This window comes from Marinococcus luteus, from assembly GCF_900106595.1.
Lineage (GTDB): Bacteria > Bacillota > Bacilli > Bacillales > Marinococcaceae > Marinococcus > Marinococcus luteus.
Genome location: NZ_FNNC01000001.1, coordinates 530,535 through 550,647 on the forward strand (window position 1 = coordinate 530,535; position 20,113 = coordinate 550,647).

The window sequence follows — 20,113 nt, forward strand, 5'->3', positions numbered from 1 at the left end:
AATACAACTACTCTGTAAGATAAAGGATGGGGACATGAACGGAACAAATATTTTTTTAGACGATGTCCGCCAGTCTCCGGATAATCACGTATTAGTGAAAACAGCGGAAGAATGTATGCGATTACTGCAAAATACGGCTGATGTCAGCCATCTGTCGCTTGACCACGATTTGGGAACGAAGTACTTTAATGGTTTTTCCGTCGTGCTGTATTTACTCGAAAAACAAATTATACCTTCAAAAATTACCATACACTCGGCTAATGCAGTCGGCGGTAAACGGATGTACCGGAGACTGATGGAAGCACGCAAGTCCGGGGAACTTCCCGAACGGGTGAAGATTCTGCACCGGCCGCTTCCATTGAATGCCTAAAAAGAAGCCTTTCAGGGCTTCTTTTTTATATTCCGGGAAAAGCTTTGCTATAATGGACAGGTAAAAGGAGGCACAGTTTATGCAAATACACGTAACGGACCGTGCAGCGGAGGCGATCCGCGGGCTCGGGGACAACCAGACGATGACGATTGCCTACGAATTCACGGGCGGATGCCAGGGTCTTCAGGAATTCCAGCTGCACGCCTCACCGGGTACAACGCCGGAAGTCCGGGCTGCCGACGAAGATACGCTGCACTTGATCGAGCCGGCGCCGGTGCTTGACTATCACCCAACGCTCAAGTGGCTGCTGAAAAACAAAAATCAGACGATCGCAAACAATATTCATTTGTATGAACACACCGAAGCGTAAGGAGGCCAGGCGATGGAGCGTTTAGTGGATATGAACAACGTCAGCGTGCGGACCAACGGACGGGTCAGGCTGGAAAACGTTTCGTTTTCGCTCAATCAGGGTGAGCACCGGGCACTGCTCGGCTTGAACGGATCCGGCAAAACCACGCTGCTGCAGGCGATTTTAGGACAGGTATGGGCAACGGAGGGGGAGGTGCACACCTGGTTCGGCCGTCACGGCAGGGTGAACATGCAGGATCTCCGCCGGGAAATCGGTATCGTCAGTAACGCGCTGGACGATCAGTACCAGCACCGGGCAGGAGAAACCGCCTTTAATGTAGCCTTAAGCGGTTATTTTGCGAGTATCGGTATTTATGAGCAGGCACCGGAGAGAATCACCGCACGTGCAGAAAACGCGCTGCACACGTTTGGGGTTTCACAGTACCGGGACGTGCCGTATGTAGCGCTCTCGCAGGGGGAGAAGCGGCGGGTGATGCTTGCGCGGGCGTGGACGACTGGAGCGAAGCTGCTTCTTCTTGATGAGCCATGCACCGGGCTTGATGTAAAGGGAAGGGAAGAGCTGATCGAAGGGCTTGAAGCGTCGCTTAAAAGCCCGGAGGCCCCGACCGTGCTGTATGTGACCCATCACCTTGAAGAACTGCCGGGAGCCGTCGAGGCTGCGACGATCATGAAAAACGGACGGGTGCAGGCGGATGGAAAGAAAGAGCATGTCCTGACGGATGAGGAAATTTCCACCGCATTTGACGTGAGCGGAAGCATCCAATGGCACGAACAGCGGCCATGGTTTATTACTGGGGGAGCGCCCATACGCTGACGACCGAACATAGCTGTTCGGTTAGTAAATAAAATTTCAATTACCGTATTAGTTATAAAATTAAAATTCATAATTAAAGAAAATAGAAAAAATCACCAAAAAATAAGCCCCTTCCTAAGACAGGAAAGGGCCGAAAAACATAGTTATGCCTCGAGCGATGCCACGATTTTTCCGCGTGTATGACCGTCCTGCATATCTTGTAACGCATCCGGAATATCACTGAAGCTGACGATCCGGCTGACGGAAGGTTTCACTTTTCCCTGGGAAGCCAGTTCTCCAAGCTCCCGGGCGATAAACCCGAGATCTTTAATCTGTGCTTCGTCATCGGAGCGGTACACAAATCCAAGTGCCACTTCATGAATGGATGGGGCGAGCGTTTTCGCTACGTAGTGGGAAAGGTCCGGCCATTCCACAACAGCAATCAAATGCCCGTTGAAGGCGAGATAATCCAGCGCTTCAGTGGCCGTCTGTTGTCCCACCAGATCAAGAACTGCATCAACGCCGCGGCCATCCGTCCATTTGTGTACTTCCTCCACAACATTCTCGCTGCGGTAGTCCACCACATGATCGGCGCCCAAGTTTTTGACATAGTCCGCATTTTCGCCCGAGCACGTAGAAATGACCTTAAGGCCGAGATGTTTGGCGAGTTGGACGGCAAAGCTTCCGACACCGCCGGCTCCGGCCTGAATCATAATCGTCTGTCCGGGACGAAGCGGAGCCTTCCGATGCAGCGACTGGTAGGCCGTGAATCCGGCTGTCGGCATCGACGCCGCTTCCACATGCGTCAGTCCTTTCGGCACAGATGAAACCACATCCGCCCGGGTCGTGGTAAATTCAGCAAATCCGCCGTCTTCCGTCATATTTCCGTGATAATACACTTCATCGCCGACCGACCAATCGGTGACATCCGCGCCGACTTGATCGACCACCCCGGAAACATCCAGTCCCGAAACATGTGGGAAAGACCATTCCGGGAGAGGGGACGCCATTAATTTATAATCGACCGGGTTTAAGGCCACGGCGTGTACTTTGATCCGGAGCTCATGAGCTTCCGGATCCGGCATATCGATATCTGCTTCCTCTAACTGGCCGGGGCCTCCGGCTTCATTTATCACAAGTGCTTTCATTCTATCAGCCTCCTGTTCTCCCTATACCTTCCGTCCGCGGGCAAAAAACATCCAAAAAATAAAAACTCCTGCCCGGATGCCTTTAACACCTGCTGACCGGGGTCGATATATGAAGTAAAGAGACCAGGAGGGAAACGGCATGTCTTTAGCAAGCGAAAAACATATTTTATTAGAATCCGGAACGAATGAGCTCGAAATCGTTCTTTTTTCCATCGGAACCAGCCAATTCGGCATCAATGTGTTGAAGGTGCGTGAAATCATTCATCAGGTGGAGGTTACTCCCGTACCCAACCGCCACGAACACGTAAAAGAAATTATCCGGATCCGCAATAAAGTGATTCCGGTGATCGATTTAAAAAAAGTGCTCCATCACGACGGGGCGGATGACGACCGGCACGACAAATACATTATCGCAGAGCTGAATCAGGTAAAAGCAGCGTTTCACGTGGAGGAAGTGTCCCGTATCCACCGGATCAGCAACCTTCCTGTCATTATTTTTTCTTCGCTGGTCACGGCCGATTTGTTTCATAAGGGAGAAAAAGTCGGAGCCGACGCCCAGGTGAGCAATCCCGAAATTAATACACTGGTAAAAACCATCGACAGCTGCCTCCGTGCCGCATCTGGCCGCTGAGCCGTACACAGAGCCTCTCTGCCACAGGGCAGAGGGTCTTTTTTATAAAAAATTCGGAAAAATTAACAAAAAACCATTGACTGTATTATAACAACGGTGTATAGTTTGAATTACACTATAACAACATTAACGAAAAGGAGCGATTTTAGGATGCGTCATTTCACAAGATCGAAAGAAGACCGTTATACCCCGGAAGAGGAAAATCAGACGATTCTCGACATGATTAATGACTATCACACCAACACTAAATAACGCTCACGCCCAGAAAAGGCCTCCCGCATACCGTTGCGGGAGGCCTTTTCTGTGTTATAACACCGAAAACAGCCGGGATAGAAAAACAAACATACATTCGCTATAATGGGAATATGCTGAGGTGAGCAATCATGAAAAAACAATCCTTACAGGAGTTAATGCAGTGGATGAAAACTGACGCATCCATTGCGCCCAATATAGAATTCTGGCATACCGTGGAGGAACGGCCGGCTAGAACAGCGGCGTTCCCGGAACAGCTGCATGAGCGCCTGCGCGCCGGTCTTGCCGCCCGCGGCATCGATTCGCTGTACACTCATCAGCATTCGGCGTTTGAAGAGGCTTACGGCCGGAAGGCCAATGTCGTCACCATTACGCCGACTGCTTCCGGGAAAACTCTGTGCTATAACCTGCCGGTGCTGCAGACGATCATGGACGAGCCGGAAGCGCGCGCCCTGTATCTGTTTCCGACCAAGGCCCTTGCCCAGGATCAGAAAAGCGAAATCAATGAATTTATCGAGGAGATCGGCGCTTCCATCAACAGCTACACGTATGACGGCGATACGCCGCCAACCATCCGGCAGTCGATCCGGCGTGCCGGACATATTGTCATGACCAATCCGGACATGCTGCACTCGGCCATTCTTCCGCACCATACCAAATGGGTGTCGCTGTTTGAGCACCTGCGCTATATCGTGATTGACGAAATTCATACGTACCGCGGGGTTTTCGGGAGCCACGTGGCGAACGTCCTCCGCCGGCTGCTGCGGATTGCCCGCTACTACGGGGCAGAGCCGACATTTATCACGACCTCCGCGACGATCGCCAATCCGCGTGAACTCGCCGAGACCCTCACCGAACAACCCTTTGAACTCGTGGACAACAACGGGGCGCCGCAGGGAAAAAAACATTTTGTGTTTTACAACCCGCCGGTGATTAACGAAGCGATGAATATCCGTAAGGGCGTCCTTTCCGAAGTCAACCGGCTCGCCAACACGTTTCTCGAGCAGCACGTCCAGACGATTGTGTTTACGAAAAGCCGGGTGATGGTGGAGGTCATTTTAAGCCACCTGCAGCATTTAAACAGCAGACAGACCGGCCAGCAGAGTCTCGTGACCGGCTACCGCGGCGGCTACCTGCCCAACCAGCGGCGGGCCATTGAGGAAGGGCTCCGCTCCGGCGAGATTATGGGCGTGATTTCCACCAACGCGCTCGAGCTCGGCGTGGACATCGGCCAGCTGCAGGTGTGCATCATGTCCGGCTACCCGGGCTCGATTGCAAGCGCCTGGCAGCAGGCCGGGCGCGCGGGCCGGCGCCAGTCCGAGTCGCTGATTGTGATGATCGCAAGCTCCAATCCGATCGACCAGTACATGATCCAGCATTCCGATTATTTTCTGGAGAAAAACCCGGAAACGGCGCGCATCCATCCCGATAACCTGATCATTCTCGTGGACCATGTAAAATGCGCCGCCTTTGAACTGCCGTTCCGGGACGACGACACGTTCGGCGGCGTCGATGTGAGCGACGTGCTTGAGTACCTGTCGGAGGAAAACGTCGTGCACCACCGGGGCTCCAAATGGTACTGGATGAGCGATTCGTTTCCGGCGCACGGCATCAGCCTGCGCTCGGCCTCGCAGGAAAACGTCGTCATCATCGACCAGACGGTGCCGTCCGCGTCCAAGGTGATCGGGCAGATGGACCGCTTCAGCGCGATGACCCTGCTGCATGACGAAGCCATTTACATTCACCAGGGCGTGCAGTACCAGGTGGTTTATCTGGACTGGGACGAGAAAAAAGCGTACGTGGAAGAGGTGCGGGTCGACTATTATACCGATGCCAACATGGCCGTCGAGCTGAAAGTGCTCGAAGAGGATAAAACGGCCGACTACCCGTCCTACCACGCCGGCTTCGGCGATGTGATGGTGCATGCCAAGGTGACGATCTTTAAAAAAATCAAGCTGACGACGTTTGAAAATATTGGATCGGGAACCGTGCACCTCCCCGAGGAGGAGCTGCATACGAATGCCTGCTGGATCCATTTTCCCGGGGATACGGTGCGGGAATTCGGGCGCGACACCCTGGAGCAGGCGATGATGGGTCTTGCGAATGTCCTCCGGCACACGGCGCCGGTGCGGGTCATGTGCGATCCGTCCGATATTCACGTTGTGCCGCAGATGAAGGCCACGCATTCGGAGCAGCCGACCATCTTTTTATACGACCGCTATCCGGGCGGCGTCGGGCTGTCATCCACCATTTTTACCGACCTGCCCGACGTGCTCCGCGACTGCGCCTCGTTGATCGATTCCTGTCCGTGTCAGGACGGCTGCCCGTCCTGCATCGGGTCGGATATTATGCTGAGCGGAAACACGAAAGCGACCGTGCTCGCATTCATTCACCGGCTTCAGGCCGAACAGGAGGTGAGTTCAAGCCGTGAGCATGAAAAATAAACTCAAACGAATGAAGACGCATCTGCAGGAAGAGGCCCCGTCCGCTCCCGCTCCTTCCGAAGAGAAGAGGGAGGAGGCAGGCATTCTGCACCTGGACGAATGGCAAGCCTTTGGGGCGGTGCCGAAACACTACGACGGGGAAACGATTTTAAAACGGACCGTCACGTATCCGCTTGACTACACCCACGGCAGCGCCTCATTTGGTGAGCTGTTTACCGTGTTTGAACGCTGGCAGCAGGAGCCCGCGTTTCATCCGCTGCATCCGGAGGGCCGGCGGCCGGAGGACCTGCTGTTTTTTGACACGGAAACGACCGGGCTGAAAGGGGGGACCGGCACCACCATCTTTCTGCTTGGCGGCGCCCGGGTATACGCGGACCGCGTCGAGGTGTCGCAGTACTTTCTCCCCGGGCCGGAACATGAAGTGGCGCTGTATCATTATTTTCTGACCGAATGCTATTCGGCGGAAAACCTTGTCACCTACAACGGCAAGTCGTTTGACTGGCCGCAGGTGCAGACCCGGCATACCCTCGTGCGCAACCAGGTGCCGAAGCTTCCGGCTTTTGGCCACTTTGATCTTTTGCACGCGAGCCGCCGCCTGTTTGCCGAGCGGCTGGAATCATGCCGGCTTAGCGTCGTGGAGCGGGATATTCTCGGGTTTGTCCGCCGGGACGACACCCCGGGCTACCTCGCTCCGATGCTTTACTTTGACTACGTGAACGAAGGCCTTCCCGAGTTTGTGACCGGGATCATGGAGCATAACGAGCAGGACATTCTGTCGCTGATCACCCTTTACATTGATATTTCCAAACGGATCCTCGCCGACGGCACAAGCGAAAAGCAGTCGCTTGCCGTCGCCAAATGGTTTGACCAGCAGAAGGAGTGGACCAAAAGCGCCCAGCACTATACGGCGATGGTCGAAAACGGAGAAGAGGACGGCGAAACGATGCACCGCTACGGCGTCAATTTAAAAAAACAGCAGCGGCATGCCGAGGCGGTTTCCTGGTTTGAGAAGGTCTGGGAGCGCAACGAGGATTCGCGGTATACGCTCGAGGCCGGCGTCGAGCTCGCCAAGTGGGAGGAGCACCGGGCGAAAAACCCCGAACGGGCGCTTCTGTACGCTGCAGGGGTCCAGAGCAAGGCCGAACGGGCAGGACTCACGCTTCCGGCCGGGCAGCAGGCGGACCTGCACAAACGGCTCGAGCGCCTGATGAACAAACGGGGGCGGACGTCTTGAGGCGCCTGGCCGCGACCGGCTACAAGCCGGCAGAACTCGGGATCTTCAAAGACGACGCCCCGGAGATTGCCTATATCCGGAAAACGCTCGAAAAGCGGCTGCGGGCCCTGATTGAAGAGGGAAGCGAATGGCTGATTATTTCCGGGCAGCCCGGGGTGGAATGGTGGGCGGCCGAAGCATGGAACGGGCTGCGGGCGGAGTACGACCATATCCAGCTCGCCGTGCTCGAGCCGTTTCTTGAACAGGACTCCATCTGGCCGGAGCACGTCCGCACCGCCTATGCGGAGCTGAAGCAGAGCGCGGACTACGTGGATGCGATTTCGAAGCGCCCGTATGTAAACCCGTCGCAGTTGAAGGCCAAAAACGACTTTATTATCTCCCATACGGATGCCCTCCTGATTCTGTATGACGAGGAGCAGGAGGGCGTGCCCAGGTATATGCTCGCCTCCGCCGAGCGGCGGCAGCAGAGCGATCATTACCCGGTCTATACGATCGTTCCGGAGGACCTCGAGGAAACCGTGCGCGAGGAAGCGGAACGGGAATGGGACGGGTAGGCGCGGGAAGGAAATTGACTTTTTTTATGTATTCTGAAAGAATATAAGCAGATAAATGCGCGGTCGTCCGCCTGGCAGGCGCCGGCGGCCGCGAATGTATCATACAAATAAAGCAGAGGTGGTCCTTGCTGATGGAACAGACACAGTTATCTGCCAAAGACATTTTAGACAAAGATTTCAAAAACAGTGTCAAAGGCTACAACAAAGACGAAGTCGACCAATTTTTAGACATGATTATTCAGGACTATGAACGGTTCGAACAAAAAGTGCGCGAGCTCGAAGACCAGCTGAACCGCTCACCGGAACAGCGGACAGCCGCGTCGCCGGAGGGGGATTCCCGCTACCAGCGCACCGTGACGTCGTCGACCTCCACCCGGTCCGAAAGCGGCGCCGGCAGTACGGACACCGCTTCGAACACCACCGCCGCCGAACCGGCCGCGGGGACAACCAATTACGATATTTTAAAACGGCTCTCAAACCTCGAAAAAGAAGTATTCGGCAAAAAACTATACGATTAAAGGCGGGGACGCGTGAATATGCGGACGATTCATATTGACGGGGCGAGCGCCGGCCAGCCCGGGCCTTCCGGCATCGGCATATTTGTAAAACACGATGACGGCAGCGTGGAGGAATTTTCCCGCCCGCTCGGGTGCCTGACCAACAACGAAGCGGAATTTGAAGCGTGCGTGCATGCGTATGAGCTCTGCCGCGAGCGCGGCTGGCATTCGGCCTCCATCCGGACCGATTCGCAGCTCGTGAATGCGTCAGTGGAAAAGCGGTTTGTGAAACGAAAGCTTTATCAGCCGTATTTAACCAAAATCCTGCGCGCCGAAGAGGAGCTGCCTCTTTGTTTTCTCAAATGGGTGCCCTCCCGGGACAACCGCGCGGCTGACCGTCTGGCCAGACAGGCCGTGCTCGCTTCGGGCAGGAGGGACCCGTGCTGATCCCCAGTTTCTTTGCTTGCTTCTTCCGCCCGGAACCGATATAATAGCACCTGGCCATAAAGAGCCGGGACCCGTTCAGGTAATCGCTGTATGTACCCATACAGAGGAAAGTCCATGCTCGCACAGCCTGAGACGGCTGTAGTGTTCGTGTCTGACGAAACCATAAGTCAGAGCAGCTTCGTTTCGGAGCTGACGGCGGGGAAACAGCCTGTGTCCTTCCGGATATGGCTGGAGTCCCCTGAACAGTGCCACAGTGACGTAGTCCGGCTGGAAACGGCCGGAGTGGAACGCGGTAAACCCCTCGAGCGAGAAACCCAAAATTAGGTAGGGGCGCCTTTCGGAAGAAACTCAACGGAACGAAAGGGCAGAATTTTTTCTGCAGATAGATGATTACCACCCGAGTGCAAGGTGAACAGCCGCTGGCAGCACAAGGGAACAGAACATGGCTTACACGAACGGTCCCGGCTTCTTGAAGCAAAACCCCTGGAGTAATTCAGGGGTTTTTTTAGTAGATATGAACGGACCTTTACGTCCAAGGAGGAACCTATGACCGAACCAACATACACCTTAATCGCGACCGCGACCATGGGTCTTGAAGCCCTGGTCGCCAAAGAAATCAAAGCGCTCGGCTACCGGCACCTGCGGACCGAAAACGGCCGGGTCGAATTCGAAGCTCCCGCCGAAGGCATTGCCCGGGCCAACCTGTGGCTCCGGACCGCCGGCCGGGTTAAAATCAAAATCGGCTCGTTTACCGCCGAAACGTTTGATGAGCTGTTCGAACAGACGAAGGCCCTTCCCTGGGAGCAGTTTCTGCCCGAAAATGCCGAATTCCCCGTCAGCGGACGATCGGTCAAATCCACGCTGTTCAGCGTGTCGGACTGCCAGGCGATCGTCAAAAAAGCCATCGTGGAACGGCTGAAGCAGTCCTACCAGAGCGAATGGTTCCCGGAAAACGGACCGCTCTTTAAGCTCGAGGTGGCGCTGCATAAGGACGAAGCCGTGCTGTCGCTCGACACGTCCGGCGCCGGGCTGAACCAGCGCGGCTACCGGGAGACGCACGCCCAGGCGCCGCTCAAGGAAACGCTGGCGGCGGCCATGATTATCCTTGCCAACTGGCATCCGGACCGCCCGCTCGTGGATTTATTCTGCGGCTCGGGTACGATTCCCATTGAAGCGGCCATGATTGGCCAGAACATGGCCCCCGGCGTGAACCGCTCGTTTGTGAGCGAAACGTGGCCATGGGCCGAAGCCATGCAGTGGGACGCGGCGCGCCAGGAAGCCGAAGACCTTATCCGCGACGACCAGCCGCTCATGATTACCGGCACTGACCTGAATCCGAAAGCGATTGAAGTCGCGCAGGAAAACGCCAAAGAAGCCGGCATGTACGGCCTGATCACATTCAAGCAGATGGCGGCGCGGGACTTTAAGCCAAAGGTCGAGTACGGCGCCGTTATCAGCAATCCGCCGTACGGGGAGAGAATCGGGGACCAGGACGAGGTGGAGGAGCTGTATCAGACGCTCGGCCGCATCGCCCGGGCTACGCCGACCTGGTCCTATTACGTGCTGACGTCCCATGAACGGTTTGAAGCCCTGTTTGGCCGGCAGGCGACCAAACGCCGCAAGCTCTACAACGGCAACATCAAAACCGATTATTATCAGTACTGGGGGCCGAGACCGCCCCGTCCGTCCTAATTGTTCGGATGATCGGTGTCCCCGAGCCGGGGATTGTCAAAATGAAGGTAGTCGATAGCCGGATGATAGCTGATCGTCATGCCGTCGAGATACCACTGGTCCTGCGGCTCCACAAAAAAACGCAGGCCGCCCGCGTCAATCCGGTAACTGGCGCCCGAGGGATCCCCGGGTTCCACCCCGATGGAAAATCCGCCGGAGCCGACGCCGCCGATGCGGACAAACAGGCGTACGGCTGCCCCGTCAGCCAGGTCCATTTCCTGTTTGTAGTGACGCCCTGCTTCTTCAGTAATCGTCATTTGCATACGTATCTTTCGCTCCTTTCCACTCTTTGTTATATCATGAAGGAGGGAGTCAGACCAAACACAGTTCATACCAAGGAGGAATCGCTATGCCGGATTATGTACAGATCGAACGGGATTTTTTGACCGAGCAGCGCAGCCTGAATGCTTACGACCAGGCCCTCAGCCTGCTCGGATGGGACGCACGGACCGGAGCGCCCAAAAAAGGGGTGGAGGAACGCTCCGAAGTAGTGGGAGCTCTTGCCACCGAGCTGTTTGCCCGGAAAACCTCCGGACGCCTGAAGGAAATGAGCCAATACCTGCTCGAGCCGGAGGCAGCAGCGCAGGTGTCTGCGGTCGCACGGAGAGCCGCGGAAGAAACCCTCACCGAGGTGGAACGGATGGAACGCCTGCCCCAGGACGAGTATCAGGCGTTTACGACGCTTACGTCCAAAACCGAATCGTACTGGGAAGAGGCGAAAGCGGCCGGGGACTTCGAAGGGTTCCGCCCGTACCTCGAAGAAATCGTCGCCTACCAGCGCCGGTTCGCCGATTACCTCGGATACGACGGGCACCCGTATGACGCGCTGCTGCATGACTTTGAGCCCGGCATGACCGTCTCCACCCTCGATACGACCTTTTCCAGGCTCCGCGACGGCCTCATGCCGCTCGTGGAACAGGTGAAGGGATCCCCGGCGCGGCCCGACACGTCGTTTCTGCATGCCCATTTTCCGAAGGACCGGCAGCGTGCTTTCAGTGAGCACGTGCTCCGGCAGATGACGTACGATTTTGATGCCGGGCGGCTCGATGAAACTGTGCACCCGTTTGCGGTCGGCCTGAACCGGAACGACGTGCGGGTCACCACCAAATACGACGAATCCGACTTCCGCACCGCCGTGTTCGGCACCATTCACGAAGGCGGCCATGCGCTGTATGAGCAGAACCTCGGCCGGGATCTGGCCGGGACGGTTCTCGCGGACGGCGCGTCCATGGGCATTCACGAATCGCAGTCGCTGTTCTGGGAAAATTTCGTGGCACGGACCCGTTCCTTCTGGGAAAACAACTATGACAAGCTCCAGGAGCTCAGCGGCGGCCAGTTTCAGCACGTCGCGCTCGATGACTTTTATTTTGCCGTCAACAGCGTCGAACCGTCCCTGATCCGGATTGAAGCTGACGAAATGACCTATTCGCTGCATATCATTCTCCGCTATGAGCTGGAAAAAGCCCTGATCGAAGGCAGTCTCGAGGTCAAAGATCTGCCCGAGGCGTGGAACGAAAAAATGAAGCAGTACCTTGGTGTCGTCCCGTCGAATCACTCGGAAGGCGTGCTGCAGGACGTCCACTGGGCCGGCGGCGCTTTTGGCTACTTTCCGTCGTATGCACTCGGCTACATCTATGCCGCCCAGTTCCAGCAGGCCATGAGGCGTGATCTGCCGGCGTTCGACGAATTGATCGCAAGCGGCGACCTCGCGCCGGTCCGGCATTGGCTGACCGAACACGTGCACCAGCACGGCCGGATGAAGCGGCCGGCCGACATCGTTGCAGCCGCCACCGGGGAAGGGACCAACCCGGAGCCGCTGCTTGCCCACCTGTCCCATAAATACCAGAGCCTGTACCGCTGGTCCTGATCCCGCTGCCCTGTGCAGCGGGGGTTCCGCCCCGGGACGTTTGAAGGATGCGCTTTTGTGAAATAAAGTAGAGACTCTAATAATTTAGATGTCCCTTGCACCAGAACCATTAGAGGGGGATTGGCATGATTACATTCACTGACATTGCAAAGACGTTTCCCGGCACCGACGACCCGGCTGTTCAAAACTTTAACGCGACGGTCGAGCAGGGGGAATTTTTCGTTTTGATCGGCCCGAGCGGGTGCGGCAAAACGACCACGCTGAAAATGATCAACCGGCTGATTGAACCAAGCACCGGCACGATCCGTATCCAGGACAAGGATATCCGCGATTGGGACCGCCACGAGCTGCGGTGGAACGTCGGGTACGTACTGCAGCAGATTGCGCTGTTTCCGACCATGACCATTGCCGAAAACATTGCGGTCGTTCCGGAAATGCGGCGCTGGAAGAAAAACGAAATCAAAGAACGCGTCGATGAACTGCTGCAGATGGTCGGCCTCGATCCGGATACATACCGCAACCGGAAGCCGTCGGAGCTGTCAGGAGGCCAGCAGCAGCGGATTGGGGTGATACGGGCACTCGCCGCGGATCCGGACATTATCCTGATGGACGAGCCGTTCAGCGCGCTTGATCCGCTGAGCCGCGAACAGCTGCAGGAGGACATCCGCGCCCTGCAGCAGAACATTCAAAAAACGATCGTCTTCGTCACCCACGACATGGACGAGGCGCTCGCCCTCGGTGACCGGATCTGCCTCATGAAAGACGGCGACATCGTTCAGACCGGCACGCCGCGCGAGCTTAAAAATGAACCGGCCAACGATTTTGTGCGCGACTTTATCGGGGACCGCCGGGACGAATGGGACACCCCGGTCCGGTCGGTCATGAGCGGACGCGACAGCCAGTACATCGCAAGCGTCCACGACATGCCCGAAATGCCTCTCTACCCGGCGCCGCTGTATATCTTCGACCAGAACGACACGTTTCTCGGCCGCCGGGACGGTGACTCCATTGCGTCCCAGAAAACCGTCATTTCCCCGGATCACGTGCTGTACGACGCCCTTAAGACGTTTAACGACACCGACGCCGAAGCGCTGCCGGTGCTCGAAGAAGGACGACTCGTCGGCGCGCTCAGCTACAAGGACGTGATGCAGTTTCTGCAAAAAGCGAAGCTCGCATCCGCGGGAGGTGACTCCAGGGCATGAATTTACTAGAAAATACGTACCAGCTGTTTACCGATGAGCAGGCGCAGTTCTGGACCCTCGTGTGGGAGCACGTAAACATGAGTCTGATCTCGCTTCTGTGCGCGTCCTTTATTGCGGTCCCGGTCGGCGTGCTTCTGACCCGCCGCCAGTCGATTGCCGAGCCGATCATCGGCATCGCCGCTGTGCTGCAGACGATTCCAAGTCTGGCCCTGCTCGGGTTCATGATTCTCATTCTTAATCAGATCGGTACCGTGCCGGCGGTGGTCGCTCTGACCGCTTACGCGCTGCTGCCGATTCTGCGTAACACGTACACCGGCATTGCCGGCGTGGACCCGGCCCTCGTGGAAGCGGCCACCGGCATGGGGATGAATTCCTTCCGGCGCCTGCGCAAAATTGAGCTGCCGATGGCCATGCCGGTCATCATGGCCGGCATCCGGACGTCCATGGTACTGATTGTCGGAACCGCCACCCTGGCGGCTCTGATCAGCGCGGGGGGCCTCGGCGATTTCATCATGACAGGCATCGACCGGGCGGACAATGCCTATATTCTGCTCGGTGCCATTCCGGCAGCTCTCCTGGCTCTGTTTTTTGACCTGGTGCTGCGCATCACTGAACGCACGTCCCAGGGCAAAGCGCTTGCCCCGGTGGCAATTGTTCTCGGGGTGGCCCTGTTAGTCGTCATCACTCCGGCGCTTGCCTCGAACCAGCAGGAGGAGCTCGTGATCGGGGGGAAGGAAGGGGCCGAACCTGAAATTCTCGCCAACATGTATTCGCTGCTGATTGAGGAAAACACCGATCTCGAAACGAGCGTTGACGCCGGCCTGGGCAGTACAAGCATTGCCTTTAACGCCCTCGAGTCCGATGATATTGATATTTATCCGGAGTTCACCGGTACTGTCACCGCCAACCTGTATGATCAGGGCGTACCGGCCGGAAGCACCCGCGAAGAAGTGTACGAGGAAGCGCGCAGCCTGCTCGCCGATGACGGCCTGGCCTATCTCGATCCGATGGAATTCAACAATACGTATGCCCTGGCACTTCGCGAAGAGGAAGCCGACAATCTTGGCATTGAAACCATTTCCGACCTCGAGCCGCACACCGACGAGCTTGTGCCCGGCTTCACCTTTGAATTCGCCGACCGTCAGACCGACGGCTACCCCGCAATTGTCGACACGTACGGGTTTGAGTTTGACGAAGTGGAAACCCTCGATGCCGGCCTTCGTTCCAATGCTCTGCAGGAAGGCCAGATCGATTTGATTGACGCCTACTCCACCGATGCGTATATCATAGAGTACGGGCTTACCGTACTTGAAGATGACGAAAATGTGTTTCCGCCGTACCAGGGCGCTCCGCTTTTAAAGCAGGAAACCCTGGATGACAACCCCGGCCTGGAAGAAGCGTTAAACCGCCTGGGCGGCCAGATTACCGATGAAGAAATGCAGGAGATGAACTACGAGGTGGACTACGAAGGCGCCGACCACCGGGAGGTTGCCCGGGACTACCTCGAAGAAAACAACCTGCTCGGCAGCAACTAAGGAGAAGCCCGATAGTACCTTAAGGAGGGACAACCAATGAAAAACCCTGAACGACAAGAAATCCGGGCCATTCTCGACCGCAGCAAGCGCATCGCGGTCGTCGGCCTGTCGGATAACCCGTACCGGACGTCGTACCAGATCAGCAAGATCATGCTTGAAGCGGGCTACGAGATCATTCCGGTCAATCCGACGGTGGAAAAAGTCTTTGACATTCCGGCCGTTGATTCCCTGAAAGACATCGAGGGGCACATTGATATCGTAAACGTGTTCCGCCGCAGCGAGTTTCTCAAAGGCGTGGCCGAGGAAGCGGCCCAGGTGGACGCAGACGTCTTCTGGGCCCAGCTTGGCCTCGTGAGCGAAGACGCGTACGATATTGCGTCGAATGCAGGCATGACGGTGATCATGGACCGCTGCATTAAAGTGGAGCATGCGATCGCCTGACACCGATATAGCGAACAGCATCCAACCTTGGCGGGGCTTCCCTGCCAAGGTTTTCCTGTCTGCAGAAGGGATTGCCCTGAAATCGAAACATATGTTCCCGTTCATTGACAAACTGTGTTAGTATGAAATATAACTAGAACGGAGAACGAAGAAGGGAGAGACAGGAGTGGCAGCAGATAAATCCTATCAATACAATGATGAATCCATTCAGGTACTGGAGGGGCTCGAAGCGGTACGGAAACGGCCGGGCATGTATATCGGCAGCACAGACAGCCGCGGGCTTCACCACTTGATTTTTGAAATTCTTGATAACTCGGTCGATGAAGCGATCGCCGGCTACGGCAGCGTGATCGAAGTGACGCTGCATAAAGACGGAAGCGTATCCGTGTCCGACCACGGCCGCGGCATGCCGACGGGCACCCACAGCTCCGGCAAGCCGACTCCGGAAGTGATTTTGACCGTGCTTCACGCCGGCGGAAAATTCGGACAGGGCGGCTACGCCACGAGCGGCGGGCTGCACGGCGTCGGTGCCTCGGTGGTCAACGCCCTGTCGGAATGGCTTGAAGTCACCATTTACCGGGACAACCAGATTTTCGAGCAGCGCTTTGAAGACGGTGGACGTCCGGTGACGACCCTTGAACAGAAGGGAAACACGAAAAAAACCGGGACGACGATCCGCTTCAAGCCGGACGCTTCCATGTTCAATTCGGTGCACTACCAGTTTGATGTGCTCGCCGAACGCCTGCGCGAAGCCGCGTTTCTGTTGAAGGGCACAAGCATCCGTCTGCATGATAAGCGCGACAAGGAACCGGTGACCGAAGAATTTCAGTTCGACACCGGCATCCAGGCGTTTGTGGAGTATTTAAACGAAGACAAGGAAACGCTTCATTCAGTCGTCTCGTTTGAAGGCCAGGCCCAGGATATCGAGGTGGACTTTGCGTTTCAGTTTACCGACGGCTATACGGAGAACATGCTGTCGTTTGTCAACAATGTCCGCACCCGAGACGGCGGCACGCATGAGTCCGGTGCCCGTTCGGCGTTCACCCGGGTGCTCAACGAACACGCCCGCAAGCTGCAGCTGCTAAAGGACAAGGACAAAAACCTCGACGGCAGCGACATCCGCGAAGGGCTGACCGCCGTGGTCTCCATCCGGATTCCGGAGCATCTGCTGCAGTTTGAAGGGCAGACGAAAAGCAAGCTCGGCACCCCGGAGGCCCGCTCCGCGGTGGACCAGTACATCACGGACCGCCTGACGTACTTTCTTGAGGAAAACTCGACGGTCAGCACGATGCTGATCAAAAAAGCCATCAAAGCCGCCCAGGTGCGGGAAGCCGCACGCAAAGCCCGCGAAGAAGCCCGGAATGGCAAAAAGAACCGGAAAAAAGACGCGCTGCTGAGCGGGAAGCTCACCCCGGCCCAGTCCAAAAATCCGGACCGCAATGAGCTGTACCTCGTCGAAGGCGATTCGGCCGGCGGCTCGGCCAAGCAGGGGCGCGACCGCAAATTCCAGGCCGTGCTTCCGCTGCGCGGCAAGGTCATTAACACAGAAAAAGCAAAGCTCGATGACATTATGAAAAATGAAGAAATCCGCACCATCATCTATGCCCTCGGAGCCGGGGTCGGCACGGATTTCACCCTCGAGGACCGGAATTACGACAAAGTCGTGATTATGACAGACGCCGATACCGACGGGGCACACATTCAGGTGCTTCTGCTGACGTTTTTCTATCGCTACATGCGGGAGCTTGTGGAATCAGGGAAAGTCTATATTGCCCTGCCGCCGCTCTATAAGATCAGCAAAGGGAGCGGCACCAAGCAGAAATCCGAATACGCCTGGGAGGAGAACGGCCTCCAGGAAGCCATCCAGCGTATTGGTAAAGGATACGCCATCCAGCGCTACAAGGGACTCGGGGAAATGGACGCTTCCCAGCTGTGGGAGACGACGATGAATCCGGAGAGCCGGACCCTTATCCGGGTTACCGTGGAGGACGGCGCCCGCGCGGACCGGCGCGTATCCACCCTGATGGGCAATAAAGTGGAGCCCCGGCGCAAGTGGATTGAATCCAACGTGGCGTTCGGCATGGAAGAGGACTTGAATATTTTGGATAACACTGATTTGCAGATTATTAAGGAGGAACCGTAAGTGGCTGACGCAGAACAATACTTGGATCTGCGCCTCGAAGACGTTCTCGGCGAACGCTTTGGGCGCTACAGCAAATACATTATTCAGGAACGTGCCCTCCCGGACGCACGGGACGGGTTAAAGCCCGTCCAGCGCCGCATTCTGTTTGCGATGCTTCAGGACGGCAACACCGCGGACAAACCGTTCCGGAAAGCAGCAAAAACGGTCGGGAATGTGATCGGGAACTATCACCCGCACGGGGACTCCTCCGTGTATGAGGCAATGGTGCGGATGAGCCAGGATTGGAAGGTGCGCGCCCCGCTCGTCGAAATGCACGGCAACAACGGCTCCGTCGACGGCGACCCGCCGGCGGCGATGCGTTACACGGAAGCGCGTCTCGCAAGCGTCTCGTCCGAACTGCTGAAAGACATCGAAAAACAGACAGTGGAGCACGTGACCAACTTTGACGATACGCAGGAGGAACCGACCGTCCTGCCGGCGAAATTTCCGAACCTGCTGATCAACGGCTCCACCGGTATTTCCTCCGGCTATGCGACCGATATTCCGCCGCACCAGCTGGGGGAAATTATTGATGCCGCTGTCGCGCAGCTCGAAAAGCCGTCGGTGTCGACCGAGGAATTGATGCAGTACGTGCAGGGACCCGACTTTCCGACCGGCGGGGTCATTCAGGGCAAGGACGGCATCCGCCAGGCGTATGAAACCGGACGGGGGAAAGTCGTCGTTCGTGCCAAAACGAGCATCGAACAGGTGCGGGGCGGCCGGGAACAGATTCTGATTACTGAACTGCCGTATGAAGTAAACAAATCCACGCTCGTAAAGAAGATGGATGAGCTCCGGTTTGACCGCAAAGTCGACGGAGTCGCGGAGGTGCGCGACGATACGGACCGGACCGGCCTCCGGGTCGTTATTGAGCTCAAAAAAGATGCCGATGCCCAGAGCGTGCTGAATTTTTATTACAAAATGACCGACCTGCAGGTATCGTACAATTTCAACATGGTCGCCATTAATGACCGGACTCCGCAGCTGATGAATTTAAAGCAGCTGCTAGATGCCTACATCATCCACCGGCGGAGCGTTGTCACCAACCGCTCCCAGTTTGACCTCAACAAAGCGGAGCAGCGCCAGCACATCGTGGAAGGCCTGATTAAGGCGATCAGCGTGCTCGACCAGGTGATTGATACGATCCGCCAGTCGGAAAACAAGAAAAACGCGAAGGAAAACCTTGTGGAGCAGTTTGCCTTTACCGATGCCCAGGCCGAGGCCATCGTGAACCTGCAGCTGTACCGCTTAACCAATACCGACGTCACCGAGCTCGAAAAGGAAGCCGGGCAGCTCGAAAAAGAAATCAAGCGGCTCCGCGGCATACTGTCGAGCGAAAAGAAGCTCCAGCAGGTCGTGAAAAAGGAACTGCAGGAAGTCAAAAAGCAGTATGATGACACCCGGCGCACCGTGATTGAAGCGGAAATCGAAGAGCTTAAAATCGACCGCGAAGTAATGATTCCGTCCGAGGACGTTATTGTTACCGCCACGGCAGAGGGCTACATTAAACGTACGAGCCAGCGGTCCTACGCGGCTTCAAACACTGAACCTCCTGGAATGAAAGAGGAAGACGCCCTGTTGTTTTTCAGCGACATGAATACGACAGATATGCTGCTGTTGTTTACGAAAAAAGGACAGTTTATCTACCTGCCGGTACATATGCTATCCGAGATCCGATGGAAGGATAACGGCCAGCATATCGGCAACATTTCCCCGTTGGATCCGGGAGACGCACTGGTGGCCGTAGTGCCGGTTCAGGAGTTTACCGAAGAGGATTATTTTGTGTTTATCACCCGCCAGGGCATGATCAAAAAAACTGTGATGAACGCCTACCAGGCTTCACGCTACGGGCGATCCATGATCGGAGTGAATGTAAAGGACGGGGACGAAGTGCTAGCTGTGTACCAGACGAATGGGGAGCAGGAGCTGTTTCTCACGACCCATCAAAACTATGGGCTCCGCTTCCATGAACAGGAGGTTTCCCCGGTCGGTGTCCGGGCGGCCGGCGTCAAAGCCATTGATTTAAAAGACGGGGATGTGGTGACCGGGGCGCATGTGACCTCGGCCTATGAAACCGAGGATGCGATCATGGTCACCCAGCGCGGCGGCGTTAAACGCATGAGCCTGGATGATATTCCGATAACGAACCGGGCCAAGCGGGGCGTTGTCCTTTGGAAAGAAGTCAAATCCAGGCCGCACCGGATCCTCGCGAGCTATATAATGGCCGGTGAGCCATTCGTGCTGCAGGCCCGGACGAAAAACATGACGGTCACGATTGACCCGTCCAAATACCGGCGGGTCGACCGTTACAGCAATGGTTCCTATGTTATTGATACGAAAAAGCACGGAGTGATTGAAGCCGTATGGAAGGATATTCCGTACCAGTAAACAACGCTCCGCTTGCTTTCAAAAAGGA

The 20,113-nt window shown here is 56.2% G+C and carries 18 protein-coding genes and 1 other RNA gene; 17 read left to right on the forward strand and 2 right to left on the reverse strand.

The features are described from left to right. Positions 1 to 34 precede the first annotated feature (34 nt). From BLV22_RS02620 to BLV22_RS02630, 3 genes are all read left to right on the forward strand, one after another. Positions 35 to 370, forward strand: coding sequence for a cyclic-phosphate processing receiver domain-containing protein (locus tag BLV22_RS02620; protein ID WP_079476470.1), 336 nt, complete (start codon positions 35 to 37; stop codon positions 368 to 370). Positions 371 to 449: 79 nt separating this feature from the next. Then, positions 450 to 740, forward strand: coding sequence for an iron-sulfur cluster assembly accessory protein (locus tag BLV22_RS02625; protein WP_091610891.1), 291 nt, complete (start codon positions 450 to 452; stop codon positions 738 to 740). 12 nt (positions 741 to 752) lie between these two features. Beyond that, entirely contained in the window at positions 753 to 1,553 is an 801-nt protein-coding gene (locus BLV22_RS02630) for an ABC transporter ATP-binding protein (RefSeq protein ID WP_091610893.1), read from the forward strand. 143 nt (positions 1,554 to 1,696) lie between these two features. Here BLV22_RS02630 and BLV22_RS02635 read toward each other — a convergent pair whose 3' ends face one another. Further along, on the reverse strand, positions 1,697 to 2,680 hold the full coding sequence (locus BLV22_RS02635; protein ID WP_091610896.1) for a zinc-binding dehydrogenase: 984 nt from the start codon (positions 2,678 to 2,680) through the stop codon (positions 1,697 to 1,699). A gap of 139 nt (positions 2,681 to 2,819) precedes the next feature. Between BLV22_RS02635 and BLV22_RS02640 the strand changes: the two genes are divergently transcribed. The 8 genes from BLV22_RS02640 (at position 2,820) to BLV22_RS02675 (ending at position 10,431) form a co-directional block, all read left to right on the forward strand. Continuing rightward, a complete protein-coding gene (locus tag BLV22_RS02640) occupies positions 2,820 to 3,311 on the forward strand; it encodes a chemotaxis protein (RefSeq protein WP_091610899.1) in 492 nt (163 codons plus the stop codon). Positions 3,312 to 3,694: 383 nt separating this feature from the next. Then, positions 3,695 to 6,007 (forward strand): DEAD/DEAH box helicase, encoded by a 2,313-nt coding sequence (locus tag BLV22_RS02645; protein ID WP_091610903.1) that lies wholly within the window; start codon positions 3,695 to 3,697, stop codon positions 6,005 to 6,007. Next, a complete protein-coding gene (locus BLV22_RS02650) occupies positions 5,997 to 7,241 on the forward strand; it encodes a ribonuclease H-like domain-containing protein (protein WP_091610905.1) in 1,245 nt (414 codons plus the stop codon). The genes BLV22_RS02645 and BLV22_RS02650 overlap by 11 nt, the downstream gene beginning before the upstream one ends. Continuing rightward, positions 7,238 to 7,795 (forward strand): SLOG family protein, encoded by a 558-nt coding sequence (locus BLV22_RS02655; RefSeq protein WP_091610908.1) that lies wholly within the window; start codon positions 7,238 to 7,240, stop codon positions 7,793 to 7,795. The genes BLV22_RS02650 and BLV22_RS02655 overlap by 4 nt, the downstream gene beginning before the upstream one ends. A 125-nt stretch (positions 7,796 to 7,920) precedes the next feature. After that, positions 7,921 to 8,313, forward strand: coding sequence for a cell division regulator GpsB (gene gpsB, locus BLV22_RS02660; protein WP_091610911.1), 393 nt, complete (start codon positions 7,921 to 7,923; stop codon positions 8,311 to 8,313). 18 nt (positions 8,314 to 8,331) lie between these two features. Then, the gene (locus BLV22_RS02665; RefSeq protein ID WP_091612258.1) at positions 8,332 to 8,739 is read left to right on the forward strand and encodes a ribonuclease HI family protein; all 408 of its coding nucleotides are present in this window, start codon (positions 8,332 to 8,334) and stop codon (positions 8,737 to 8,739) included. Between the two features lie 72 nt (positions 8,740 to 8,811). Then, an RNA gene (gene rnpB / locus BLV22_RS02670) (RNase P RNA component class B) lies at positions 8,812 to 9,194 on the forward strand. A gap of 91 nt (positions 9,195 to 9,285) precedes the next feature. Then, positions 9,286 to 10,431, forward strand: a complete 1,146-nt coding sequence (locus BLV22_RS02675; protein WP_091610914.1) for a THUMP domain-containing class I SAM-dependent RNA methyltransferase — start codon at positions 9,286 to 9,288, stop codon at positions 10,429 to 10,431. Here BLV22_RS02675 and BLV22_RS02680 read toward each other — a convergent pair. Continuing rightward, positions 10,428 to 10,733, reverse strand: coding sequence for a HesB/YadR/YfhF family protein (locus tag BLV22_RS02680; RefSeq protein WP_091610917.1), 306 nt, complete (start codon positions 10,731 to 10,733; stop codon positions 10,428 to 10,430). The genes BLV22_RS02675 and BLV22_RS02680 overlap by 4 nt on opposite strands. 86 nt (positions 10,734 to 10,819) lie before the next feature. Here BLV22_RS02680 and BLV22_RS02685 point away from each other — a divergent pair, with 86 nt between their 5' ends. From BLV22_RS02685 to parC, 6 genes are all read left to right on the forward strand, one after another. Continuing rightward, a complete protein-coding gene (locus tag BLV22_RS02685; RefSeq protein WP_091610920.1) occupies positions 10,820 to 12,337 on the forward strand; it encodes a carboxypeptidase M32 in 1,518 nt (505 codons plus the stop codon). A gap of 125 nt (positions 12,338 to 12,462) precedes the next feature. Further along, entirely contained in the window at positions 12,463 to 13,539 is a 1,077-nt protein-coding gene (locus BLV22_RS02690; protein ID WP_091610923.1) for an ABC transporter ATP-binding protein, read from the forward strand. Beyond that, entirely contained in the window at positions 13,536 to 15,074 is a 1,539-nt protein-coding gene (locus tag BLV22_RS02695; RefSeq protein WP_091610926.1) for an ABC transporter permease/substrate-binding protein, read from the forward strand. Before BLV22_RS02690 ends, BLV22_RS02695 begins: the two co-directional genes overlap by 4 nt. 36 nt (positions 15,075 to 15,110) lie before the next feature. Next, positions 15,111 to 15,515, forward strand: coding sequence for a CoA-binding protein (locus BLV22_RS02700; protein ID WP_091610930.1), 405 nt, complete (start codon positions 15,111 to 15,113; stop codon positions 15,513 to 15,515). Positions 15,516 to 15,681: 166 nt separating this feature from the next. Continuing rightward, entirely contained in the window at positions 15,682 to 17,658 is a 1,977-nt protein-coding gene (gene parE, locus BLV22_RS02705) for a DNA topoisomerase IV subunit B (RefSeq protein ID WP_091610933.1), read from the forward strand. After that, positions 17,659 to 20,085, forward strand: a complete 2,427-nt coding sequence (parC, locus tag BLV22_RS02710; protein ID WP_091610935.1) for a DNA topoisomerase IV subunit A — start codon at positions 17,659 to 17,661, stop codon at positions 20,083 to 20,085. It begins immediately after the preceding gene. Positions 20,086 to 20,113 lie beyond the last annotated feature (28 nt).